The 25405-nt window shown below is 43.5% G+C and carries 21 protein-coding genes and 3 tRNA genes; 22 read left to right on the top strand and 2 right to left on the bottom strand.

Features of this window, described 5'->3' with window-relative positions; all coding sequences use genetic code 11:
• Positions 1 to 741: 741 nt before the first annotated feature.
• The 9 genes from PLL47_RS07580 (at position 742) to cobT (ending at position 11975) form a co-directional block, all read left to right on the top strand.
• Positions 742 to 3183, top strand: a complete 2442-nt coding sequence (locus tag PLL47_RS07580) for a sodium-translocating pyrophosphatase (protein WP_324445584.1) — start codon at positions 742 to 744, stop codon at positions 3181 to 3183.
• A 257-nt stretch (positions 3184 to 3440) separates the two neighbouring features.
• A complete protein-coding gene (locus PLL47_RS07575; protein ID WP_324445583.1) occupies positions 3441 to 3608 on the top strand; it encodes a hypothetical protein in 168 nt (55 codons plus the stop codon).
• An 893-nt stretch (positions 3609 to 4501) separates the two neighbouring features.
• Positions 4502 to 5626, top strand: coding sequence for an MFS transporter (locus PLL47_RS07570; RefSeq protein ID WP_324445582.1), 1125 nt, complete (start codon positions 4502 to 4504; stop codon positions 5624 to 5626).
• 162 nt (positions 5627 to 5788) lie between these two features.
• The gene (locus tag PLL47_RS07565; protein WP_324445581.1) at positions 5789 to 6940 is read left to right on the top strand and encodes an MFS transporter; all 1152 of its coding nucleotides are present in this window, start codon (positions 5789 to 5791) and stop codon (positions 6938 to 6940) included.
• 110 nt (positions 6941 to 7050) lie between these two features.
• Positions 7051 to 7536: an RNA-binding protein gene (locus tag PLL47_RS07560; RefSeq protein ID WP_324445580.1), complete on the top strand. Its 486-nt coding sequence runs from the start codon at positions 7051 to 7053 to the stop codon at positions 7534 to 7536.
• Positions 7537 to 7707: 171 nt separating this feature from the next.
• On the top strand, positions 7708 to 8088 hold the full coding sequence (locus tag PLL47_RS07555) for a cell division protein SepF (protein WP_324445579.1): 381 nt from the start codon (positions 7708 to 7710) through the stop codon (positions 8086 to 8088).
• The gene (locus tag PLL47_RS07550) at positions 8085 to 8729 is read left to right on the top strand and encodes a ZPR1 zinc finger domain-containing protein (RefSeq protein ID WP_324445578.1); all 645 of its coding nucleotides are present in this window, start codon (positions 8085 to 8087) and stop codon (positions 8727 to 8729) included. The genes PLL47_RS07555 and PLL47_RS07550 overlap by 4 nt, the downstream gene beginning before the upstream one ends.
• Positions 8730 to 8974: 245 nt before the next feature.
• Entirely contained in the window at positions 8975 to 10417 is a 1443-nt protein-coding gene (gene proS / locus PLL47_RS07545) for a proline--tRNA ligase (RefSeq protein ID WP_324445577.1), read from the top strand.
• Positions 10418 to 10925: 508 nt separating this feature from the next.
• Complete coding sequence (gene cobT, locus PLL47_RS07540; RefSeq protein WP_324445576.1) at positions 10926 to 11975, top strand: nicotinate mononucleotide-dependent phosphoribosyltransferase CobT; 1050 nt, start codon at positions 10926 to 10928, stop codon at positions 11973 to 11975.
• Between the two features lie 240 nt (positions 11976 to 12215).
• On the opposite strand, the gene PLL47_RS07535 is transcribed toward cobT, so the two are convergent.
• Entirely contained in the window at positions 12216 to 12455 is a 240-nt protein-coding gene (locus tag PLL47_RS07535; RefSeq protein ID WP_324445575.1) for a hypothetical protein, read from the bottom strand.
• A gap of 899 nt (positions 12456 to 13354) precedes the next feature.
• Between PLL47_RS07535 and PLL47_RS07530 the strand changes: the two genes are divergently transcribed.
• The 7 genes from PLL47_RS07530 to PLL47_RS07500 all read left to right on the top strand — a co-directional run bounded on the left by PLL47_RS07530 (position 13355) and on the right by PLL47_RS07500 (position 18296).
• A tRNA-Asn gene (locus PLL47_RS07530) sits at positions 13355 to 13427 on the top strand.
• Positions 13428 to 13537: 110 nt separating this feature from the next.
• Positions 13538 to 13612 (top strand) — tRNA-Ile (locus PLL47_RS07525).
• Between the two features lie 90 nt (positions 13613 to 13702).
• Positions 13703 to 13775 (top strand) — tRNA-Asn (locus PLL47_RS07520).
• Positions 13776 to 14193: 418 nt separating this feature from the next.
• Complete coding sequence (locus PLL47_RS07515) at positions 14194 to 15117, top strand: beta/alpha barrel domain-containing protein (RefSeq protein ID WP_324445574.1); 924 nt, start codon at positions 14194 to 14196, stop codon at positions 15115 to 15117.
• A gap of 103 nt (positions 15118 to 15220) precedes the next feature.
• On the top strand, positions 15221 to 16654 hold the full coding sequence (gene pyk, locus PLL47_RS07510; RefSeq protein WP_324445573.1) for a pyruvate kinase: 1434 nt from the start codon (positions 15221 to 15223) through the stop codon (positions 16652 to 16654).
• 210 nt (positions 16655 to 16864) lie between these two features.
• Positions 16865 to 17794, top strand: a complete 930-nt coding sequence (locus PLL47_RS07505; RefSeq protein ID WP_324445572.1) for a hypothetical protein — start codon at positions 16865 to 16867, stop codon at positions 17792 to 17794.
• A 46-nt stretch (positions 17795 to 17840) separates the two neighbouring features.
• Positions 17841 to 18296, top strand: a complete 456-nt coding sequence (locus PLL47_RS07500; protein ID WP_324445571.1) for a tetratricopeptide repeat protein — start codon at positions 17841 to 17843, stop codon at positions 18294 to 18296.
• A 79-nt stretch (positions 18297 to 18375) separates the two neighbouring features.
• Here the strand turns inward: PLL47_RS07500 and PLL47_RS07495 are convergent, their stop codons facing one another.
• Entirely contained in the window at positions 18376 to 19566 is a 1191-nt protein-coding gene (locus tag PLL47_RS07495; RefSeq protein ID WP_324445570.1) for a geranylgeranyl reductase family protein, read from the bottom strand.
• Positions 19567 to 19764: 198 nt separating this feature from the next.
• Between PLL47_RS07495 and nifH the strand changes: the two genes are divergently transcribed.
• The 6 genes from nifH to PLL47_RS07465 form a co-directional block, all read left to right on the top strand.
• The gene (nifH, locus tag PLL47_RS07490) at positions 19765 to 20586 is read left to right on the top strand and encodes a nitrogenase iron protein (RefSeq protein WP_324445569.1); all 822 of its coding nucleotides are present in this window, start codon (positions 19765 to 19767) and stop codon (positions 20584 to 20586) included.
• Between the two features lie 53 nt (positions 20587 to 20639).
• On the top strand, positions 20640 to 20957 hold the full coding sequence (locus tag PLL47_RS07485; protein WP_324445568.1) for a P-II family nitrogen regulator: 318 nt from the start codon (positions 20640 to 20642) through the stop codon (positions 20955 to 20957).
• A 24-nt stretch (positions 20958 to 20981) separates the two neighbouring features.
• A complete protein-coding gene (locus tag PLL47_RS07480; protein WP_324445567.1) occupies positions 20982 to 21359 on the top strand; it encodes a P-II family nitrogen regulator in 378 nt (125 codons plus the stop codon).
• Entirely contained in the window at positions 21359 to 22957 is a 1599-nt protein-coding gene (gene nifD, locus PLL47_RS07475; RefSeq protein WP_324445566.1) for a nitrogenase molybdenum-iron protein alpha chain, read from the top strand. Before PLL47_RS07480 ends, nifD begins: the two co-directional genes overlap by 1 nt.
• Positions 22958 to 22984: 27 nt before the next feature.
• On the top strand, positions 22985 to 24355 hold the full coding sequence (nifK, locus tag PLL47_RS07470) for a nitrogenase molybdenum-iron protein subunit beta (protein ID WP_324445565.1): 1371 nt from the start codon (positions 22985 to 22987) through the stop codon (positions 24353 to 24355).
• Positions 24356 to 24486: 131 nt separating this feature from the next.
• A partial coding sequence (locus PLL47_RS07465; protein WP_324445564.1) for a nitrogenase component 1 occupies positions 24487 to 25405 on the top strand: 919 nt, incomplete at its 3' end.

Raw genomic sequence — 25405 nt, 5'->3', positions numbered from 1 at the left:
CAAAGAGAATGATAAAAGAGACCGAAGTACTTTAGCGGCAGTATACCTTACGCTTCTGCGGCATCAAGCCTGTATGCTCTGGAACTCTTTCTTCTTGCTGAAATAAACTCAGTTCAATTATCAAAAAATTAGTATGTTGCCTCGAGAGCCAATGCCTTAAGAATCAATCAGCCTGACAAAAAACAGAACCCTCAAATCTCCTGACTTAAGGCATAGCTGAAAAATGCTAAAGGGCTAAAAACCGATCTAACCTGAACTGTAGCACTGGTGTTTGACGGATAGCGAAAAATGTTAAAGAGCTGATGCTCTCAATCCCCTCCCGAACATGTGGCAATCCCAGCTGGGGCTGTTGAATAAAATCATGCAGCGCATTAAAATTGGCTATTTTTTTATCCATTGCATGATTTATTTTGCAACTACCATAACTTCCAACCCTCCAGAATGATATAAAAAATGTGTCTCAGATTCAGTTTTTTACATTATATACAATTAAAATTATTTTAACTTGATTATTTCTATATATAATTTACCGGAACTCTTCAGAAAGAGCCATATAATATTAGAAAGAAGAAAGGGATTCATATATTTAATAACTGGAGAAAACATCTGCCAGACAAACGAGCAAAAAACTTTATATAAAAACCAACTGTTTACGCATTCGTCGGAAATGAGGCTTCAACAATTCATAATATCAGTTTATCAATTTATTTTTAAAATATTCAGAGAGAAGTGATCGGCTAAATGAAGCTTATAAGCAAAGATAAAATGGGCAAAGCAATGGAAAAAGGCCTGTTAAGCTTGACCATGCTGTTGCTAACACCGGCAATAGTAGCTGCCAGTGAGGCGAATCTTAAGATTCCTAATTTGAGCCAGGAGCAAAACAGTTTATTGCTCTATGGAATTTTTGTCTGTGTACTGGGCATGATATTTGGCTTTTACCAGTTCATAAAAGTAAAAAAAATAAGAGCCCACCAGTCAATGCTGGATGTAGCTAACATAATTTACGAAACCTGCAAAACTTATCTTATCCAGCAGGGAAAATTACTGTGCATATTATTTGCTTTTATCGGCATCTGTATAGCCTTTTACTATGGATTTCTGCAGGAGACGCCTCTCAGCGGCGTACTGTTCATTCTTGTCTGGACTGTAATAGGTATACTTGGTTCCTACACTGTCGCATGGTATGGCATTCGCATGAATACCCTTGCTAACAGCAGAACTGCATTCGTGTCCCTGGAAAAAAAACCCTTAAAACTGTTAAATATCGCTCTGGATGCAGGAATGAGCATAGGAGTGCTTCTTGTCTGCGTTGAGCTAATAATGATGTTAATAATACTGCTCTTTGTTCCCAGAGAACTTGCGGGATCAAGCTTCGTAGGTTTTGCAGTAGGAGAATCACTCGGTGCCAGTGCCTTACGTATCGCTGGAGGCATATTCACTAAGATCGCTGACATCGGTTCAGACCTTATGAAAATAGTCTTCGGAATAAAGGAGGACGATCCTCGTAATCCTGGAGTTATTGCAGACTGTACTGGAGACAATGCAGGTGACAGCGTCGGACCAACTGCAGATGGATTCGAAACCTATGGTGTAACCGGAGTGGCTCTGGTATCTTTTATAGTTCTGGCTGTACAGCCTGACCTGACAGGTATCCTCCTGACATGGATCTTTGTAATGCGTATACTTATGATAATTACCTCAGTCGTATCTTTCTACATCAACAGAACTTTAAGCCAGGCAAGATTTGGTAGCAAAGACGACTTTGATTTTGAGCAGCCCCTGACCAGCCTTGTATGGATTACCTCTATTCTTTCTATCGCAGTAACCTTTGCTGTAAGTTATTACCTCCTGGGACCGGGATCTGGAGTGGCTCCGCAGCTCGAGAAGCTATGGTTCGTACTCTCAGTAATTATAAGCTGTGGAACCCTTGGAGCGGCTTTAATTCCCGAATTTACCAAAGTATTTACCAGTCCTAACTCAAAGCATGTAGCTGAAGCCGTTAAAGCTTCCCGCGAGGGCGGCCCCTCTCTGAACATCCTCTCAGGATTAGTTGCAGGCAACTTCAGCTCATTCTGGATCGGCATGGTATTCTTTGCACTTATGTTTATTGCGTATTATGCCAGCGGATTTGGCTTAAGCGAGATAATGATCTATCCTTCCATATTTGCATTCGGCCTTGTGGCTTTCGGAATGCTGGGCATGGGACCCGTTACAATTGCTGTTGACAGCTATGGACCGGTAACAGATAATGCTCAGTCAATTTATGAACTTTCACTGATAGAATCAATTCCGAATGTAGCTCAACAGATTCAGAAAGATTTCGGCTTCAAACCTGATTTCGATAAAGCCAAACACTACCTTGAAGCCAATGACGGAGCAGGAAATACTTTTAAAGCCACAGCCAAGCCGGTCTTAATAGGAACAGCAGTTGTCGGCGCCACAACCATGATCTTCTCGCTGATTCTGGTTATTAAGAATGTTCTGGGAGTGGAACCGGAACAGATCCTGACTCTGCTCAACCCCTACACAATCTTCGGATTTTTGGCAGGCGGTGCTGTAATCTACTGGTTTACCGGAGCATCGACCCAGGCTGTAACCACGGGTGCATACCGCGCAGTTGAATACATTAAAAAGAACATCCAGCTGGATGAGAACGCCAGCCAGAAAGCAGCTACGGAAAAATCAAAAGAAGTGGTAAAGATCTGTACTCAGTATGCTCAGCAGGGCATGTTCAATATATTCATTGCCATCTTCTCCTTCACCCTGGCATTCTCATGCCTTGCAGCCCCTCTGAGCGGAAATGATTCCGTATCACTGTTTGTCTCTTACCTGATCTCCATAGCAGTGTTCGGGTTGTTCCAGGCTGTATTCATGGCTAATGCAGGCGGGTGCTGGGATAATGCCAAAAAAGTAGTTGAAGTAGACCTTCAGGAAAAAGGCACGCCCCTGCATGAAGCAACAGTTGTTGGTGACACAGTAGGAGACCCATTCAAAGACACCTCATCCGTTGCACTTAACCCCATAATTAAGTTCACCACGCTGTTTGGTTTGCTTGCCATGGAAATCGCCATATCTGAAGCATTCAGAAATGTGGCTCCGTATGTAGGTGTGTTATTCCTTCTGGTTGCTTTATTCTTTGTATATCGTTCATTCTATGGAATGAGAATCCCGACAAAAGATTAAAGAAGATATAAGCTACCGAGTAACAGGAACATGAAATCAGCCTTACAACAGCAGATGTTGTGAGACTGTTTCATGTTTTAGGCCTTCCAGAAACTGTCTGACTATCTATAAATCAAAAAAAGTTCAGACAGAAACTGGAGTGGCAGAAACAACTTATTAAGCCGACCCATTTTCTGGTTATTTTTGCATTCTGGGTTGGAATATTGAATTTACATAACGAAATTGTTTTTCGAAAAAAACCAATATTCTACTACAGGATGTCATTTTTAAGAGAATCTAAATTTCTGAATATAAGCATAAAGTCCAGTGACCTGAATCAGGTTCCTGAGCCATTTTATCAGAATTTCATAGCTGGAAGAGGAATCGTTACAGAAGATCCGGGAACTGAGCCTGTAAACTACCAGAAGCTCTGCATGGAAAAATGATGCCGTATATGCAGGAATAACTGAAGATAAGAAGGGAGACGATGCAGCCGGCTTTGCAGAAGTAAACTCAGAATTCTTTGATATGAACTTAGTTATAGCTTTTCTGTAAAACTATTCGGTTTATACTGACAGCATGCCACCACTGCACTCTATTCTGTCGATATCAAAAAACTTCAAAGAACCACGTAATATGGAAGATAATTTATTATGAAGTTAATGAGATAAAGAAGACTAATAATGAATTTAAATAAAAATATAAGAGTTTTTAAACTTTTAAGGAAAATATGACAGATATATAAAAATAGAAAAGATAATAAATAAGAAATTTCATACTATTAAGTAGAAAAAACTGGAGATGGAAAAATACCAGGAGTTTAGAGGAAATATATATTGACTGAATTAAATCAATTAATGAAGATGAAATTACCAGATAAATAATCCTGTTACATTCTTCTACAGCAGACGGAAAAATGACTGCCCAGTAAGTAGAGACTGAAAAATTCGGTTGACTCTGCAAAAAGACCCGCAGAAGCAAAAAACACTGCAAGTCTGAAAGAAAAAGAAAAAATTAAGGATAATTAGAAGTAGTGTGAGCGGGTTGGGGAGTGGGGGGTCATATGGGGAGTGGGGGGTATGGTATGTGAAAAAAGTTTCCCGCTCACATTACTCACATTACCCCTATTCAAATTAATTATATAAATAGCTATGCATTTCATACCAGTCTAATATAATAGAAGAAATATGATGCAGGAACATTATTTACAAGTTTACGTTTTATATAAAGATATTAAAAATGTCTGAAGAAAACCCACATCCTTCAAAAAAGATAATAATGGGCTCTGGAAGAAGATCTACGACAAGAAACTTATACGAAGTTGCTGGTTTTTAGTTCTATGCACCCCGAAAGGCGTTTGATTTATGTTGCAGTTTTTGCAATCATGGGGCTTTCCAATGCCGTAATTCCTATCCTTCCCGAACTGGCAGCCCATTATCACAGTACATATGGGGAATTTGCATCAAGCCTGCTCTTCTCAGGGTATTTTCTTGGAGCCCTTGCAACAATGCTTCCCTTCGGGATCCTCTCTGACAGGTTAGGAAACCTCAGGCTCATAGGGCTTGGCGTTACCTTTACGGTCATCTCAGGACTGATCATTTTTTTCTCAGGAAACCTGTGGATTCTAATTATATCCAGGTTTATTGAAGGTGCTGCCTGTGGAGCTTTTTTTCCTGCGGCATATTCCACACTCTCAAGATGCAAAGACCCCGGACGATGCCTTGGAGAATTCACCTTTTTTACCAATGCCGCACTCGGTGCAGGAGCTTTATTCTCAGGGATATTAGCAGACATTTTTCTGAAAGGTGCCGTTCTCATATTCACTTTTACAGCTCTGCTTTCAGGAATCCCTCTCCTGTACAGGCTCAGAGAACTCATCAACCCGAAAAAAGGAGAAAATAATGACCTCGGCCCGGATTCTTTAAAGACCCATTTTAAACATTCTTTCAGGGAAGTAGCAGGACTTATTTCCCGCCGCAATTTAGAGATATGGCTGAGTTCTTTCCTGCTCAACGGGGCAGTCGGGGTTCTCATAGCTTACTATCCTGACTACAGCCTTGGAATATTATCAAAAGTTCAGCTTGGAAGTGCAATTGCAAGCCTTTACGTCTGTGCTATGATCACTTCTCTTCTAATAGGACATTTTAGCGTAAATGAAAAAACCGTAATACGTATAGGACTGGGATTTTCTGTCCTTGGGGCTTTTTTTGCGGTCAAATATCCCTTCCTTGGCTTTTCAAGCCTGGGAGGCGGATCAGGAATAGCAATGGTAGGTTTTGCCCTGGCTGTCGCAGGAATGGACGCGGATAGAGGGCTCTCCATGGGACTTTTTAACACAACTATATATGCAGGGCTCTCCTTACTTCCGATTGCTGCAGGGCTACTTGCAGAGGTCCTGAGCTTAGAGAAGTTATTTCTCGCAAACGGTTTTATTCTCGCAGGGACGCTCCTGTTGAAAGACTGAAAAAACGAGGTTCATATTTTATGAGGGTTCATATTTTATGATAATACTTCCCATAACCACCTTATCCGACCGGTGTTTTCTTATTGGACGGCTGCGGAAATTAAATAAAAAAATCAATTAACGATCAGATAAGCAGAACAGAAAAAATATGAATTCGAAACCATGAACTCTAAAAAACTCCTTCTTTGCTTTTCAGTCTTTGCAATCCAGGGACTTTCCAACTCAGTAATTCCTGTCCTTCCCGAACTTGCAGGAGAGGGAAATGCTAGCCCCGCAGTCTCAAGTCTACTCTATTCCGGATATTTTATAGGAGCCCTGCTAACCCTCCTCCCATTCGGAATCCTTTCAGACAGGATAGGAAATCAAAAAGTGGTGGGACTGGGAATCACACTTACCTTTGTTTCCGGGCTTTTTATTTCGTATTCTGACAACCTGTGGGTTCTTGGCATTTCACGCTTTGTAGAAGGCCTGGGATGCGGGGCTTTTTTTCCAGCTGCTTATTCCATGCTTGCCGAATGGGAAAACAGCCAGAGAAGTATGGGAGAATTCAACTTCCTGCTAAATGCAGGACTGGCTTCAGGGGTTTTTCTCTCAGGAATGCTTGCAGAAATGGGGATCAAGACTGCAATAGACATCTTTGTCCTTATGGCGGGTTTTTCTTTCGCCCTCCTTTTATGGGAATCCCGGACCTGGGATCACTCTGGCAGAAAAAATAAAAAATCCGGGACATCAGAGAGAGAGGGCTCAGGAAAGAAGCCTGAAGCCCCGATGACCTTCAAACCCGAAAGATATCTGAAAAAAACCGGAGAAACCTTTTTTGAAAACGGTTTCTGGAAACTCTGGGGGATTTCAGTTCTCCTTTACGGAGCCACAGGACTGCTGACTTCAAATTATGCGGACTACAGTGCCGATTTCCTGACAAAACCTGAACTGGGGCTTGCAATTTCAGCCTCGTACGTGGCTGCAATGTTAAGTTCCCTTGCAGCAGGAAGAACCAGAGCAAAGAATAAAAATATAGTGAGAGCAGGAATAATTCTTGCAGCGGCAGGAATTCTATTCTCTCTAAAAGCACCTTTGCTGGCATTTTTCCTTATCGGTGCAGGAGGAGGGGTAGCAGTTGTAGGGCTCATTGCTGCAGTCTCCAGAATAAGCTCAAGTGGAATTGCAATGGGGCTCCTTAACACCGGAATTTATGCAGGCCTCGGGCTGATCCCTGTTTTTGGAAGTTTGTTTATAGAGCCTTTAGGCTATGAAACCGTGTTTTTTGGAAGTGCTCTGGTGCTTCTCACAGCACTTGGTTTAAAATTAGAGTGAGAGGAATCAAACGAGCCGGAGAGATTAATATCTGAGGCTCCACATAAACTTTAAAAGGCTCAGAGCCCTATCCTATGACTAAGCTCAACCTTTTGAAATCGGGTGATTGATTGAAAGTAAAGTCAAGAGTTCAGCTGAGGAAAAATGCAAAGAACAAAATGCTAAAAGATCTTGAGTCAGCCTTCGGTGAAGAGATGGCAGGCCTGGAAAACAAAACTCTCGAAAAGGTTACCCTGGATGAATATTCCCTGATCCTTGTTGAAGGCAAACCTCTTCTGTTTGAAATAGAGGGGCATCTTTTTCCTACAGTGCGCGGAGCTCTTGAAATGGGGCTGCAGAAACGCCTTGTTGTTGTGGATAAAGGGGCAATTCGTTTTGTCTCAAACGGAGCGGATATTATGGCTCCTGGGATCGTGGAGGCAGATCCCGAAATAAAAGAAGGGGATTTTGTAATTATAGTGGAAGAGACTCACAGAAAACCTCTTGCCATAGGAAAGGCCCTTATGGAAGGGCAACAGATGGTAGATTCGAATACGGGAAAAGCCATAAAGTCAATAAGCCACGTAGGAGACAAACTCTGGAATTTTGAGTTCTGAGAGTGCCGGAAAATAGAATTTTGCCAGGAAAAGTCCTCCTTCAGCAAACAAAAAAATTTGCGAATAAAGGTCGGGAACCGGTGTAGCTTTATAATAGCAAAATTAATTAATATAGATCCCAATATAGGACAATACTATCTAAATTTAAAAAAATACAAAAGGCGTGCATAGATGGCAAAACTTATAGACAAAATCCTTGGCGGCAATGTAAAAAGTACAACCAGTGCCGAAGACTACACTGAAATTGACCTCAGCAAATATGAAGAGGTTCTGGAGGACGAACCTGCAGAGACTTACGTAAAAATTGCAGAAATATCAAGTATTAACCAGGTAGCTGCACTCAAACAGGAGATCTATAATGGGAATGTCCTCATGGTTGATATCTCGAACATCAGGGGCGATGACCTTCTAAGGGACAGGGTTTTAAAGGAGCTCAAAGACGTTGTTGTCGATGTCCATGGAGATATTGCAGGTGTCAAAGGAAACACTGTAATTGTAACCCCTACAGGCATTAAAATCGACAGATCAAAGATTACTGGTGGAAAATATTGAGCCACAAATATTTTAAGGATGAAAGTTTTGAGACCAGGATCTCCTGCCCCCTATGTCAGAAAGAACTCATAATGACATGGCAGAGAGATAATATTCCCTATTTCGGGGAGATCATGTACATAACTGCAAAATGTCCATGCAGTTTCCGTTTTGCAGATACTATGATCCTCTCCAGCAAAGAGCCCATGCGCTATGAGCTGTCAGTTGAGACCCCGGAAGACCTTGATGCAAGAGTCATCCGTTCAACCTCCGGAACAATCCGCATTCCGGAGATGGGAATTGTTATTGAACCCGGCACGGTTTCGGATTCGTATATAACGAATATTGAAGGTGTGCTGCAGAGGGTTCAGAATGTCCTCATGACCGCGAGTAAATGGGTACAGGGAAACGAAGAGAAATTTGCCCGCAGCCAGGAACTCCTGTGCATGCTCGATGAAGTAATCGAAGGCAAGAGGAAAATAACAGTCATCATCGAAGACCCCCTCGGGAACAGCGCCATAATATCTAAAAAAGTTGTCGCTACCAAACTCTCAAAAGAAGAAGCTGAGAAGCTTAACACCGGCATGATAGTTTTTGATGTTGACAAGTCCGAACTTGCGCATGATATTTCGGACAATGTCAAGCCCCTCGGAGGAGATTAATCTTTTTTTTCCGATTTTTTAACAGCCCGACCAGGATGCAGGGGGTAAAACCCCCATTATAGTTATTTACTTTTATCTCATACATGCAAGCACGTCAAGGGCTGTACTGGATTGAAGCACTTCATACTATAAACGAACATGAAATTCTATGAATAACAGGCACAAACAAATGAAAGTGCATGGAAGAATTTTCAATCTAAATTATCATAAGAATTTAACTGGAATTACAATAATACGGTGAAGGTATGGCAGAAAGCGAAAAAGAAGCAGCACTCCCTCCAAAAGAGGCATTCAGTGACTGGTATAACGAACTCCTGTGGATGGCAGAAATAATGGACGTCCGCTATCCTGTAAAGGGACTGTACGTCTGGTATCCCTTCGGTTTTGCCATCAGGAGGAATACCTACAGTATCATAAGGGAAATTCTTGATAACAGCGGGCACCAGGAAACTCTTTTCCCCCTGCTCATCCCTGAAAACGAGTTCATGAAAGAAGCCGAGCACATTAAAGGTTTTGAGAATGAAGTTTACTGGGTCACTCATGGAGGAAAAGACCCTCTTGACATCCCTCTCGCCCTCCGCCCAACAAGTGAGACTGCTATCTATCCAATGTACAAACTCTGGGTCAGGTCTCACGCAGATTTCCCTGTCAAACTCTATCAGATAGTTAACACATTCCGTTATGAGACAAAGCACACAAGACCTCTTATAAGGCTCAGGGAGATTACCTCCTTCAAAGAAGCCCATACCGTGCATGCCACATGGGAAGACGCCGAAGCCCAGGTAAAGGAAGCTATCGGGCTTTATACCGAGATATACCGCAGGCTGGGAGTTCCTGTGCTGCGTTCAAGGAGACCTGACTGGGACAAGTTCCCTGGAGCCGACTATACTGATGCTCTTGATGCCGTGATGCCTGACGGAAAGACCCTTCAGATAGGAACTGTCCATCACCTTGGCAACAACTTTGCAAAGACCTTTGATATAAAATACGAAGCTCCTGACGGCGAACAGCGCTATGCCTACCAGACCTGTTATGGAATTTCTGAGAGGTCTATTGCAGCTACAATTTCCATCCATGGAGATGACAAAGGGCTTGTCCTTCCTCCCGAAATTGCACCTGTCCAGGCAGTCATTATCCCGATTATCTTCAAAAAAGGAGCGGAAGAAGTTCTTGCAGCCTGTAAAGATGTCCAGGACCGCCTGAGGAAAGTAGGAATCAGAGTAGAGATAGATGCAAGTGACCTGCGCCCTGGAGCGAAGTACTACAAATGGGAGATGAAAGGAGTTCCTCTGAGGCTAGAAATAGGACCCCGCGACCTGCAAAATAATGTTGCGGTTGCTGTAAGGAGAGATACAGGAGAAAAGGACCAGATTCCTCTTCCCGAAATCGAAACCGGAGTTCGCCTGAAGTTTGAGGCAATCCAGAAAAGCCTTTACGAAAAAGCTGAGTCTGAACTCGAAAACCGCATCTTTGACTGCACCGAACTTGATGAGGTGAAGGAAAAGATCCAGAAAGGAGTTGCAACAATTCCCTGGTGCGGCAAGAGAGAATGCGGACTTGCAATGGAAGACCGGATAGGAGCAGGCATCCTGGGTATCCCCCTTACGCCAAGAGGTAAGGGAAAAGAAAAATGCCCTGCCTGCGGAGCAGAAACCGAAACCCGCGTTTACGTTGCAAGAACTTACTGATCCCGGGAAAAGTTCTTTTAATGTTCAGGACAACACCGGGACATCTGCGCCCCAGAATTCAGAAAACACCCTTAGAGGGTGTTTTATATCTTTTTTTATGTTCATTTTCCCAGCTTCCATCCTCCTGAACCTTTGAGTATGCAGGCGATAAAAAATTGAATCAAGCGTTCACCTGGATCTGAATCTTAGCTTCACTGCTACATTTATATACAGAAAGTCCCTATGCCTTTACTCAATTGATCTTTATAATCCAGATTATTTAGACTTACTAACTGATCGTGGAAATTGGGTAAAATAAAGTAAAGTTAATTTGAGTAAGATTAAATTATAATTGACCGTTGATAAATATTAAATACTAAGCCGAAGAATTCTTCACTGAACTCCGGGGAGATTTACACCAGTACATCTCAATATTGTATATGGAACCTGAGTCTCTGTATAAATCCCGGAAAAATAGTTGAGAATTTCTAAAAGAATTATCTGCGTTAATTTCATAGAGGAGATATGAATGGCCTGGATAGAACCGGAAGTAAGAGAAAAACCTAAAAAACCGATGTTTTTGTGCGTACTTTCCAGCACAAAGACAGCACATATTCCAAAACTCTCAGCAGCAGGAAAAACAGCTGAACTTACAGATTATACACCTGCGGGGGATGCGGAACTTATGGAAACAGGAAACATTATCAGCGTACCGGTGCTTCCCATGACTCCTCCTTACGACACCCCCACCCCGGCAATTATGACCCGTTCTGCGCTGAAGCTTACAGATGCACCCTACCATTTCATAAACTCCGGTTTAATAGTGACTCCGGATGTCCCGTACATTGACCTGAAAGCAAAGCCCGGAGAAGACATAAGGAAGCCAATTGCAGTAAGTGACGTGCAGGGAATTTATGAAAGGGCAAAACTCCTTGCTATAAGGCTCAGAAATCAGGCAGACCATGTGATTATCGGAGAAAGCATTCCCGGAGGCACAACGACTGCAATGGGAGTCTTAACAGCTCTCGGATATGACGGAAATGTCAGCAGCAGCGCGGACGAGAATCCTCTTGAGCTTAAAAAACAGGTCGTTGAAGAGGGGATGAAAGCCTCAGGCCTGACATACGGATGCCTGAAAGACGATCCTATGAAAGCTATTGCCTGCATGGGAGACCCCATGATGCCTGCAGTCCTGGGGCTTGTTGCAGGATTTCAGGGTACTGAAACCAGTGTTGTCCTTGCCGGCGGAACTCAGATGGCAGCAGTTTATGCCCTTATAAAACACATGGGTTTTGATACTGAGAAACTGGCAATCGCAACTACCCGCTATGTAGTGGAAGATAAATCTGCAAATTTCATAGAGCTGACAAGAACTCTTGGAGTGCCTGTAGTTTATGTTGCAGATCCCGGTTTTGGCAAGTCCAGCCTTAAAGGGCTTCACAGGTATGAGACCGGTACCATAAAAGAAGGCGCAGGTGCTGGAGGAGCCATGTATCTGGCAGGCCTTTTCGGAATTACCCAGGAACAGTTCAGAACAGAAGTGGAAAATGTCTGCAAACTGCTCAAAGCAGGCCACTGAAGAAAAAAGATGCTCTTAAAAAAATATTGCAGATACTTATATTTATTTAAGAATTAATTGATTTTCTCCTTTCTTTTTTCATTTTAAATCCTCCTTTTTGAATAATAGATAGAAAGCAATATGTAGAAAAAGAAAAAATTAAGAGAAATTTAAAACAGAAAATTAAGAGCCATTTCAGGCCCTTTTAAAAAAAGCAACTTCATTTTGAAAGTTCTTTGAGTTTAAACTCCTTTTTTCAGGTTAAGTTCCTGCTGTGGCTTTCTGGGCATCTTCAGGAAGTTTAAGGCTGGCAGTGGAAGACACTCTGTGGGAAGATAGTGTTTTCTGGACCTGGATCACTTCACTTCCCCCTGAGAAACATGCTTCTGAACTAAGGCGTCCACAGCTCCGGCAGTAGTAGAAGACATTTGAACCCATTACCTGGCGTTTTAGCAGAGTCCCACATTCACTGCAAAACTTGGGAATACTGATGTTTTCCATTGTGACGCCTCATTCGTAAATCATGATTGAATCGAGTCTCGCAGTACCTATTTTTGTCCAGTACCTGCAAATACTACAGTACTGAGTCTTGCCGTCTGTACTCATTTTTAATTTGGCATGGCATTTTGGACATATTTTTAGATGTTTCGTGAATAATCCCCCTTGAGTTTCCACTTTTAAAGTTATAGAGTTTAAGCAGTCAAAAGCCCTGTAGACCCGAGAAATCTCTTTAAATGGCTTTAAAAGCCCTGATAAAGAATGCCTCGCAGTACAGAGACCGCAGATTACCCTTAACCCCTTAAATTAACATTTAAAAGCATTTCAGACCTATTATTCTTATTAAATTTCCCCGGACAAAGCCTCTATAAAAGCATTTTAAGCTAATAGGATATATTGCTTAAAAATAAGACCAGTCCGATCTTACTGCATCAATGCTACAACAAGTATCAAATATATTGCTCCTGAAAGGATATAAAGCTTATTTCAGAACTGACTGGATTTATATACTATTAATAGGAAAAAGGATGCCAGAAATGGTAAATACTATAAAAAAATAGATGATACAAATAAAAAAATGAGTGCAGGTACTGGATTGAAGAGATTAGTTGAATGAATATCAAATATGAAGTGAATTAAATGAAAATATTAGTTGAATAATAAAGCTGATCTTTATCAAATAATGTATCATCAAACAGGCGTCTGAAAAGTTGAATTAAAAAATTGCTGTCACGGACATAATGAAACTTTATAACATCAGGTTCTTTATTAAATCTCGACTCTTTGTTAAATCTTATAAGGCAGTCAATGAAAAGAGTTTCAAGCGAAATATATAAATACAATTATCGCTTTAGGAATGTTCGCGACAGGGTAAGCAATAACTAATAAACCCGGTCATATAAGCCGCTTTAACTCAGTTGGTAGAGTGTCTGGCTGTTAACCAGAATGTCGTAGGTTCGAGCCCTGCAAGCGGCGTAAAACTTTTGCATATATTACAGCGTTTTTTTAAGTAAGATAAAAAACACTTGCAAAAAGTTTATTATTAAAGCCGTAATAAAAACTACTGAACATTATTGGAACAAAGGGGGCCCGTAGCTCAGTCAGGTTAGAGCGCTCGGCTCATAACCGAGCGGTCACCGGTTCAAATCCGGTCAGGCCCATAATCATATCCATAAAATTTATATCCTAAGAATCTCTTTTAAGAGAGGTTCAAAGGCAAAAAACCGAAGCCGAACATCATTAATCTTAAAGCCGCTTTAACTCAGTTGGTAGAGTGTCTGGCTGTTAACCAGAATGTCGTAGGTTCGAGCCCTGCAAGCGGCGTAAATCAATTACTTTTTTGCTATTCATTCATCTAAATTTTAAGTCTTTGTTCAGTTAACTGCTTACTGTTTTTAGTCTATGTTCAGTTAATTGCTTACTGTTTTTAGCTTCAATTTTTTTGACTATTTGGCTTTTACACCTGGCCGGACTTTAAATTTCCGAAACACTTAATAAATTCAAAATTAAATAGCTTTTTACCAGCAGTGTGGGCTGAAAGATATCAGGAAGTTTTGAACATGGGGAGAACTCCTGAAATTATACGCCAGCAGCTCAACTGAGAGAATTATTAAATATAGTAGAGAAGAATAAAGTAAATAAATTACTTCTAATATTACTACCTACCTTCTAACTGAACTATTCTGGTACTACTGTTTACCATTCTATTGACCGCTATTCAATCAGACTGAGGTTTATACACATGGCTTCAATTAATAAAGAAGACGTAATCGTACCTTTAGACGTCCCGAAAGCAATGCGTGAAACATATGTAAAAAACTACATGGAAATCACAAAGGGCAGCGGCAGGCTGATGCTTTTTGCCGGGGACCAGAAAGTAGAACACCTGAACGATGACTTTTTTGGAGAAGGAGTCCCTGAAGACGACGCAGACCCTGAACACCTTTTTAGAATTGCATCTCAGGCAAAAATAGGAGTTTTTGCAACCCAGCTCGGCCTTATTGCCCGCTACGGCATGGACTACAGAGATATTCCTTATCTTGTGAAGGTAAACTCCAAGACACACCTGGTTGAAACCGCACAGGCAGACCCATTCAGCAACCTCTGGTATGATGTTGACCAGGTAGCCGAGTTTAAGGAGAACAGCGGGCTCAACATCCTTGGCGTTGGATATACGATTTATCTTGGCAGTGAATTTGAAGCCGAGATGCTTGTCCAGGCTGCCCAGGTAGTTTATGATGCACACCAGCACGGAATGGTATCCGTACTCTGGATCTATCCCCGAGGAGCTGCCGTAAAAGATGAAAAGGACCCGCACCTGATTGCAGGAGCAACAGGCGTTGGAGCCTGCCTTGGATCGGACTTTGTAAAGGTCAACTACCCCAAAAAAGAAGGAGCAAAATCTGCCGAGATCTTCAAGGAAGCCGTCAAAGCAGCCGGGCGTACCAGAGTCGTTTGCGCTGGAGGTACAAGCGACGAAGCCGAAGCCTTCCTCAAAAAGCTCCATGACCAGATCCACATCTCCGGAGCCCAGGGTAATGCAACCGGAAGAAATATCCACCAGAAACCTCTGGATGAAGCTGTCCGCATGTGCAATGCAGTTTACGCCATTACTGTTGAAGACGCAAGTGTTGAAGAAGCCATGAAGATTTACAAAGGAAAATAAAAAGAGCTAACGAAAAAGTTGACAGGAATTCTCTGAAAAAACATAAAAGAAATCAGAAATTTATTTAAAAAGGATTGAACCCAAATATATTGAGGCCTGTAATATGGAAATTCCGGACCATAAAACAAAGATCGTCTGCACAATAGGGCCTGCATCCTCCTCTGAAGAGAAGCTCAGGCAGCTCATGCTTGCGGGTATGAACGTGGCAAGGATTAACTTCTCCCACGGAGACTTCAAGAGCCATGCTGAAGTTATCCGAAGAGTCCGCAAGGTCGCAGACGAACTGGGCAGGACAATTGCAATCCTTGCCGACCTGCCAGGCCCGAAAATCCGCATAGGCAAGCTTGAAAAAGAGCCTGTTATGCTCCATAAAGGGAACCTGATAACCCTTACAATTGATGACTCTCCGGGAAATGAAAAGCGGATTCCTGTAAGTTACAAACAGCTCCCTGAAAGCGTATCTCCCGGAAGCCTGATATACCTCAGCGATGGGTTCATACAGCTCCGCTGCAAAGAGGTTTCGGGAAAAGATGTCCTATGTGAAGTCCTTATTGGAGGGCAGCTCTATTCCCATAAGGGGTTAAACCTGCCAGGAGCAAAAATTTTCCTTGACCCCGTAACTGAAAAAGACTTCAAAATCCTTGAGTTTGCCCTTGATGAAGGAATTGAGATTTTCAGCATCTCTTTTATAGAAAACGCCGAAGATATCCGAAAGGTCAGGAACTTTGCTGCAGACAGGGGAAAGCAGGTATATGTGGTTTCAAAAATCGAACGAAGGCAGGCTGTAGAGAATATTGAAGAAATTCTCGAAGAAACCGATGCCCTCATGGTCGCAAGAGGAGACCTGGGAGTTGAGATTCCCATCCAGGAAGTACCTTCGGTCCAGAAAGAGCTGATCCAGAGGTCAAAGCTTCTCGGAATCCCTGTGATTACTGCAACCCATATGCTGGCTTCCATGACTGATAATGTAAGACCCACCAGAGCCGAAGCCACAGATGTTGCAAACGCAATTCTTGACGGTACGGATGCTATCATGCTCTCGGAAGAAACCGCAGTCGGCAACTATCCTGTGGAAGCCGTTGAGATGATGGCAAAGATTGCAAAGACCACGGAAAACTGGCGTTCTCGGACTAAATGGGGGCTTGATACAATGATCAAAGCCATAACTGCGAGAGAGATGTCAGTTGACGAAGTAATCACCCTTCAGGTTTATGAAGCCCTGCAGAAACTGCCGGTTGCAGCCGTGCTGACCCCGACAAGAAGCGGGGCAACTCCACGCAGGATCTCTCGTTTTAACCCTGATCCCTGGATTCTGGCTTTCAGCCGCGTCCCGAAGACCTGTAATTTCCTTTCACTGTCTTATGGAGTCTATCCTGTTGTTGTAAAAGAGTCTATAGAAAGCTGGGAAAAGGAGACAACAGAAAAAACAAAAGAACTTGGATTTGCGAAGAGTGGAGATATCGTGGTTCTTACGCAGGGACCTGCTTCCGGAAAACCCGGAGGTACAAACATGCTCAAGATCCTGACCCTTGGATGAAAAAGTCGGATAGAATATCTAAAAACTGAAGTTTAGAGATAAAACCCCTGTTATCTCAGAAAAACTTCAGTTGTCTCAATACTTTTTTAAGAGAGAACACGAAACTATTTTTATAATATACAAATAATACAATGAGAAGACAATACATTTAGATATCATGTGTGTTTTTTACATTCAGAATAATTTACCTTATGTTATGAGGTTTCATTTATGAAACAACGAAAGACTCCAGCAACAAAGAACCAGAAGTATCTGGCGATCTTCCTGGCCGTAACAATGTTTCTTTCTGCCTTTATGATATATTTCTCGGCCAGTTCAAAAACAGATAATAGTGATGACAATCTCTCAACTTCGGAAACCAATGGAGATTTTGTTACAGTTCCTTTCTCTCAGGTTCAGGGCAAACATGTTAACCATGAATTTAACTCCATTGCCGACGGATTGGAAATGTCTCCTGAAGGAGTGACAAATGCAGTATATGTAGACCTTCAAAAAACCGAAGGAACCCCCCTTGAATCCGTTTTTGGAAACAGGCAGACTATGAATATTTCTTTCTCTTATGGTGCAGATGTCACAAAGAGATATGGTGCAAATTATGGTAATGAGAGCGGCTTTGAGCTGCATCTGATTCCTGAGCAGAAGATAGACGTGCCAAAGGATACAAAAGTAATGCCTTATAATGGATATCAGATCCTCGACCGGACAAACGGTACTTACAACATCTGGAACGTTGTTGGGAGCCCAGCTATAATAGGACCTATTGATACTGTAGCAGGAGTAATAAATGTCCTTGAAGGAAATGAAACATCGACTACTGAATTCAATGGGATTTTGAGCCAGGCAGACCTTAACGGAAGTATCTACCAGGAAGTTGTCAAAAAGACAAATACCTCAGATATTCCTGCCGAACAATACTACAGAGATCTCAAAAAACTGGATGATGGAAGTTACGTACAGACCTCCATATTCCTTAACCCTGAGCCTGAAGTGAATAAAAAGATCACAGCTTACCAGGCAAACTCGAGCGAACGTGGAGTAACCTACAACGTAACCACTATGGGCAACATTACCAAACTGGTAATAAGCTCGGACTTTGAAAGTGTGTATAATGAAAGTTCCCTGCTCAATATAAGCAGGTAAACTTTCTTTACACTTTTTCGTTTTCTTTCCGAATTCTATTTTTCTCTTGACTACTTTTGATTCATTTTCTACATCCTGCATTCTTGAAAGAGTCTTTCTTTTCTATCGGGGAGAAAAGCAGGCATCACTATCTATTTTAATCGACCCCGCGTATATTCAATGGGAAGTGATATCACTGGCGTTTCTGGACAAACTGTTCAAAAAGAAAATAGAGGGAAAGACCGTAGAGGAATGGTACGGACTTGCAGCAGCAGAAACTGATCCGGAAAAGAAAATAGATTATTTCGATAAGGTTCTGGCGTTAAAACCCGACTTTGCAGGAGCCTGGAACCTCAGAGGGCTTGAATTTGTGGTCCTGAAACGGTATGAAGAAGCCATTGCCTCTTTTGACAAAGCGCTTGAGATAAGGCCGAACTATCCTGAAGCAAAATACAATAAAGAAGACGCTGAAACCGAATTAAGAAAGCTCAGGGCAGCAGAAAATCCGGCTGAGGGCGAATAAAGAAAAATCGTAATAAGTATAAAAAAGGCCCGAGAAAGGATTTCAGCAGGAGTTTTGCCTGACTGCCAGAATTGCAGATTTATTTTTTCCCGCGGCTCAGAGCCTGGAGCCCGAGCTTTACAGGTCCGGGAAGTTTTCCGCACTGCATAACTTTCATCTGCTCAGGGGAGATGAACTTGAAAGCTGCGTTCATGAGAGTATCAGATTTCATAATACCGTCCATTATCTGCCTTGCCTGCACCGAGGTCTCAAGAGCCTGCCCGAACTGAGCTCTCCAGCGCCGATCATATTCTTCAAGCCTGCATTTTCCGGCTGCAAATTCGGCTGCAGTTTCCCCTGCAATTTTTCCAGCTATCATGGCAGGAGGAATACCTCCCCCGTTTGTTGCAATGATATGACCGGCTGCATCCCCTACAATAAGAGAATCTGAGGTTGCAGTGTTTGCAGGAGCTCCATTTACAGGAATGATGCCTGCAATGACATTCATTATAACGGCATTTTTCAGCTTTGGACCTGCCATGGGATGTTCCCTTATAAAACGGTGCAGGTATTCTTTTGCAGAAACTCCTTTTTCAGCCATCCCGCTTCGGATCCCGATTCCTACATTTGCTCTGTCCTTACCCTCGGGAAAAATCCACGCATAGCCGCCGGGAACATAATCTTTTCCGAAATACATCTCGAGAGCATCAGGGTCAATGTCAACGTTCCTGACCTGGTATTCAATGGCAACAGAAGTCTCCTTTTCTTCAGGTTTCATAGCAAGGCCCTTTGATTTTGCAACCAGGGAATTTGGTCCGTCAGCTCCGATAATTGCTTTTGCCCTGATTGTGTGTTTTCCGAAAAGTCCTGAAGCCTCAACAGTTGTGCCCTCCACTTTTGTAACGCGGGTCTTTACCATGAGTTCAGCCCCTGCCTCTGCCGCCTGTCCGGCAAGGAACTGGTCATACCTGCGCCGGTCAAGCACAGCCCCTTTTACAGCAAACTCTTTTGCACTGCAGTTTGGAGAAATGATGCGCTGGGTCTTAATCGGCTGCAGCACACAGGAGTCAGGATAGTTTTTCAGCGCCACTGGCAGGTCAGCCTCAGGAAGTAGAGCCTTAACCTCCGAAGCATCCGGGAGAAAACCCGCACACTGAATAGGGCTTCCGATTTCCCTTTTTTTGTCAAGGAGAAGGACAGAGGCTCCATTTCTTGCAGCATACAGGGCGGCAGTGGAACCTGCAGGGCCTGCGCCCACCACTATGATGTCATAAGAGGCTTCTGGAATCATTAAAAGGTCTTCCTGTGATTTATTTTGCTCTGCAAATTACTTAAGAATCGTTTATTAATCCTTTCCTGAAAACCAGAAATGAAACTAAAATGAAAGGAAGTCTCCTATTTTGTAGAAAAGATTAAATATTATAAGATAGTACAACGGTTACCGGTTTCCGGTAAAAGAAATTGGAGCAAACAAGGAGCAAGGCAAAACATGAGACAGATAGCGATCTATGGAAAGGGCGGTATAGGAAAATCCACTACCACGCAGAATCTTACTGCAGCCCTCGCGACTATGGGAAACAAAATTCTTCTTGTAGGGTGCGACCCGAAAGCAGACTCTACCAGAATGTTGCTTGGAGGCCTGAACCAGAAAACCGTTCTTGACACCCTGAGGAGTGAAGGAGACGAAGGAGTCAACCTTGATGTTGTTGTACAGCCAGGCTTTGGAAATATCAAATGTGTGGAATCCGGAGGGCCAGAACCAGGTGTGGGCTGTGCAGGCCGAGGCATCATCACTTCCATAGGACTGCTCGAAAACCTTGGAGCTTACACTGACGATCTTGACTATGTATTCTACGACGTGCTTGGTGACGTCGTATGTGGAGGCTTTGCCATGCCCATCCGTGAAGGAAAAGCCAAGGAAATCTACATCGTGGCCAGTGGAGAACTGATGGCCATCTATGCAGCAAACAACATCTGCAAAGGTCTCTCTAAATTCGCCAAAGGAGGAGCCCGTCTCGGAGGCATCATCTGCAACAGCAGGAACGTGGATGGAGAACGCGAACTTCTTGAAGCATTCGCAAAGAAACTTGGAAGCCAGTTAATTCACTTCGTGCCCAGGGACAACATCGTCCAGAGGGCAGAGATCAACAGAAAGACTGTAATTGACTTTGATCCCGAATCCAACCAGGCAAAAGAATACCTGACCCTTGCAAGCAACATCCAGAACAACACCAAACTTGTGGTCCCGACCCCGCTCCCAATGGAAGAGTTAGAAGCCATGATGGTGGAGTTCGGAATTGTTGAGCTCTAAATATGAGTAACTGTTGAAGTGATAACTGCTGAAATAGAGAGGAGCTGAAAACAATGCAAATGATACGCGCAATCATAAGACCGGGAATGGAGTCAAAGGTTGTCGAGAGCCTCGAAAAAGAAGGCTGCATTTCCCTTACAAAAATGGAAGTCTTCGGGCGAGGGAAGCAGAAAGGAATTCACATTGCAGACGTGCACTATGACGAACTGCAGAAGACCATGCTCCTGATGGTTGTTGAAGACGAACACAAGGACAGAGTTGTACAGACCATAATGGAAGCAGCCAGAACCGGAAAATACGGAGACGGAAGGATCTTTGTAAACCCGGTTGAAGAAGCCTACACCATAAGGACTGGAAAGCCCGGACTTTAAGCCGGATTTTCGGAGGAAAATTCCGTGAAAGAGATTACGGCAATAATCAGGATGAACAAAGTCCAGAAAACCAGGGATGTTCTCCTTGAATGCGGCTTTCCCTCCTTTACTGTAAGAAGGGTCATGGGCCGCGGGAAACAGAAAGGGCTCTGCTTTGAATTTAACCCACCACTACCAGATCCGGAAAATGAAGCAGAGACCTGTATTCGTTTCATTCCAAAACGCATGTTCACCATTGTTGTGGATGAAGAAAACGTAAACGAGGTAGTCCAGAAAATTATCGAGGTAAACCAGACCGGACATCCAGGAGACGGAAAGATTTTCGTGTCAAACATCAGCGAAGCATACCGCATCCGTACCGGAGAAAGCGGAGAAATGACCGTTAATAAGGAGATGGTGTAATGGGAGCGGAAATAGACTCGGGAATCAAAGACAAACAGCAACTTGTCGATGATATGCTGAAGGTGCTCCCGGAAAAAGCTGCAAGGAACAGGAGAAAACACCTGGTTGTCAGGGACTGTTCTGCCGAACAGCATATCGAAGCCAATGACAAGGTAATTCCAGGCATCCTTACAAACCGCGGATGTGCCTTTGCGGGCTCGAAAGGTGTAGTCTTCGGCCCTATAAAAGATATGGTACACATCGTCCACGGCCCTATAGGCTGTGCATACTTTACCTGGGGAACCAGGCGGAACCTTGCAAAAGCCGAAGAAGGTGGAGACAACTTCAGCAACTACTGTGTGTCCACGGACATGAAGGAAACTGATATCGTCTTTGGTGGTGAGAAGAAGCTCAAGAAAACCATTGATGAGGTTGTAAAGATCTTCAAACCCGAAGCAATTACGATTTCTGCTACCTGCCCTGTGGGCCTGATAGGTGATGATATTGAATCAGTTTCCAGGCAAGCTGAAAAGGAGTATGGAATCAAAGTTGTTCCTTCAAGATGTGAAGGGTATAAAGGAGTCAGTCAGTCGGCAGGACACCACATCGCAAGCAATCTTCTGATGGAACACCTTATCGGAACCGAGGAGATCAAAGATCCAACGCCCTTTGATATCAATGTATTTGGAGAATACAATATAGGAGGAGATTTCTGGCAGGTAAAGCCGATTCTTGAAAAAATAGGTTATAGAATTGTTTCGGTTTTCACTGGAGATGGGTCATTCCACAAGATAGCGCAGGCCCACCAGGCAAAACTCAGCATTCTGCTCTGCCACCGTTCAATCAACTACACTAACCGGATGATGGAAGAAAAATACGGGGTTCCCTGGCTGAAAGTTGACTATATAGGCACAAAAGGTACTGAAAAGTCTCTCCGTAAAATGGCGAAGTTCTTTGACGACCCGGAAATTACCCGGAAGACTGAAGAAATCATTGCCGAAGAAAAAGCGAAATATGCGCCTGAGGTTGAAAAGTACAGGAAGAAACTCCAGGGAAAAACCATCTTCATTTATGTAGGAGGATCCAGGAGCGATCACTACTCAGCCCTCTTTGAGGAACTTGGCATGAAAGTGATTGTTGCAGGCTACCAGTTTGCCCACAGGGACGACTACGAAGGCAGGCAGATCATACCCCAGATCAAAGAAAATGCTCTTGGCTCGATCCTTGAGGATATTCACTATGAAAGGGATGAAAGTATTAAGCCCGCAGTCAGTCTGGAAAGGATAGAAGAGTTGAAAAAGAAAATTGGGCTGATGGACTATGAAGGGATGTTCCCTCATATGAAAGAAGGGACCATTGTCGTTGATGATCTGAACCACCACGAGACCGAAGTCCTTGTAAAAGCCCTCAAACCTGATCTATTCTGTTCCGGAATCAAGGACAAGTACTGGGTCCAGAAACTCGGAATTCCCTCAAGGCAGATGCACTCCTACGACTACAGTGGGCCCTACACCGGCTTTTCTGGAGTCGTGAAGTTCGCACAGGATGTTGATATGGCTCTGCACAGCCCCACCTGGAGGTTCATAAACCCGCCATGGAAAGCTGCAGGAGTGGACTGAGAGGCAAAAAATTAAGAGGTGATAAAAATGCTTGACTATACCCCATGCGAAGAAATAACCAGAGAAGCAGCAACCATCAACCCTGCAAAAATCTGCCAGCCAATAGGAGCAGTCTATGCAGCTCTTGGCGTACACAACTGCATGCCGCACAGTCACGGGTCCCAGGGGTGCCTCTCCTACCTGCGTATGTGCTTAAGCAGACACTACAGGGAAGCTGCACTGGCAACTACCAGCAGTTTTTCTGAAGGAACCGCAGTCTTCGGAGGCGCTGCAAACCTTAAGGAAGCACTTGTAAACATGACTTCAATCTACAAACCAGAAGTAATTGCCATTCACACTACCTGCGTAGCCGAAACCATAGGGGACGACTTAGGAGTTATCTTGGAAGATGTAAGTGCTGAAGAACTCATAGATCCATCAATCAAAATCTGTGCGGCTTCCACTCCAAGTTATGTGGGCAGCCACATTACGGGCTATGACAATATGGTAAAGTCCTTCGTGACCACCTTTGCCAAAAAGAGCAAGCCAAACGGGAAACTTAACCTTATCCCAGGTTTTGTAGAGCCTGGTGACATCAGGGAAATGAAGCGCATACTCTCAATCATGGGAATCCCGAACATTGTCTTCCCGGACACGACTGATGTCTTTGATGCTCCTCTTACTGGAGAGCCTGGCATGTATCCAAAAGGCGGAACCCCAATAGGAGACATTGAAGATTCAGCAAACTCTGTAGGGACTATAGCCCTTTGCAGAATGGCAGGAGGCGCAGCAGCAAAGATCCTTGAAAGCCGATACAAAGTCCCTGCAAAAATAGGACCTACCCCGATAGGGATCAGGAACACAGATCGATTCATAATGAACGCTGCAAAGCTTGCCAATGTAGCAATTCCTCCAGAACTTGAGGATGAACGCGGCAGGCTCGTAGATATGATGACCGATGCCCATCCGCATTATCATGCGAAAAAGGTTGCCATCTATGGGGACCCGGACATAATCTCAGGGCTTACTAGCCTTGTACTGGAAATGGGCATGGAACCGAGTGTAGTGCTTACCGGCACTCAGAGCTCTGAATTTGAAAAAGAAGTAGAAGGACTCACAGGTTCCGAGTACCCGGACGCCGATATTATTTCGGGAGGGGACCTCTTCATGCTCCACCAGATCATCAAGCGAAAGCCCGTGGACCTCCTAATCGGCAACACATACGGGAAATTCATTTCAAGGGCAGAGGATGTGCCCCTTGTGAGGGTAGGTTTCCCCATTATGGACCGGGCAAATCTGCACTATTTCCCGATCATTGGATACTCCGGAGCTGCACGACTGGTGGAGCGCATAGGAAACACCCTGCTTGACAGGAAAGACAGAGACGCACCAGACTGGCTGCTTGAAACCATTCAGTAAGGAGCCTTGATATAAAGATATTGATCTGAAAAATCTCAGAGATGATAGCAGACTAATAAATTAAAAAATTGGAAAAAGTGGAAAAACCGCCGCTGCAAATCTGAAAACAGAAGCAGAGGGGAGTGAAAGAGATGATTGAGAAAACCGGGATAGTGGATACTCTCGAAGAAAGGCAACCATATATTACCAGAAAACAGGAGAAGGGAGAGGTAATCCCCCTTGCCTGTGATAATAACTCCCTTGCGGGAGCAATAAGCCAGAGGGCATGTGTTTATTCTGGAGCAAGGGTTGTCTTGAACCCCGTAACTGACGCAGTCCACCTGGTCCACGGCCCTATAGGCTGTGCAGGTTATACCTGGGATATCAGGGGCGCAAAGTCCAGCGGGGTTGAAACGAACCGCAGCAGTTTCAGCACGGATATGAAAGAGATCGACGTGGTCTTCGGAGGGGAGAAAAAGCTCTCCAATGCTATTGAAGAGCTGGTGGGGCTCTACCGCCCCCCGGTTATTTTCGTATATTCCACATGTATAGTTGGAATTATCGGAGATGACCTGGAATCTGTATGCAAGACTGCAAGCAAGAAGCACAATATCCCGGTAATCCCAGTAAAATCCGAAGGATTCAAAGGCAATAAATCCGACGGATACAAGGCTGCCTGTGATGCCTTAAAAAAGCTTATCAAAAGACCCGAAGAGGGAGCTGCGGAAAAGAAATCAGAAATGAGATCTGAGCTTAAAAAGTCAGAGATTAAAGATTCAGAAATAGAAAAAACGGAAGTCAAAAAACCAAAGATCAATATCCTCGGTGATTTCAATGTCGCAGGGGATGTATGGCTAATAAAACCTCTCTTCGAACAGATGGGAATTGAGGTAATAGTCTCCATGACCGGAGATTCAACTGCGAAATCCATTTCAAGGGCAGCGGAAGCAGACCTCAACCTTGTCCAGTGCAGCGGATCCATGACCTATCTAGCAAAATGGATGCAGAAAGAGTATGGGATTCCATATCAAACCATAAGTTTCTTCGGAATCGAAGATATTTCCATTGCTC

It is taken from the genome of Methanosarcina sp. (genome assembly GCF_035390745.1).
GTDB lineage: Archaea > Halobacteriota > Methanosarcinia > Methanosarcinales > Methanosarcinaceae > Methanosarcina.
This window is presented reverse-complemented; position numbering and strand designations above follow the sequence as displayed.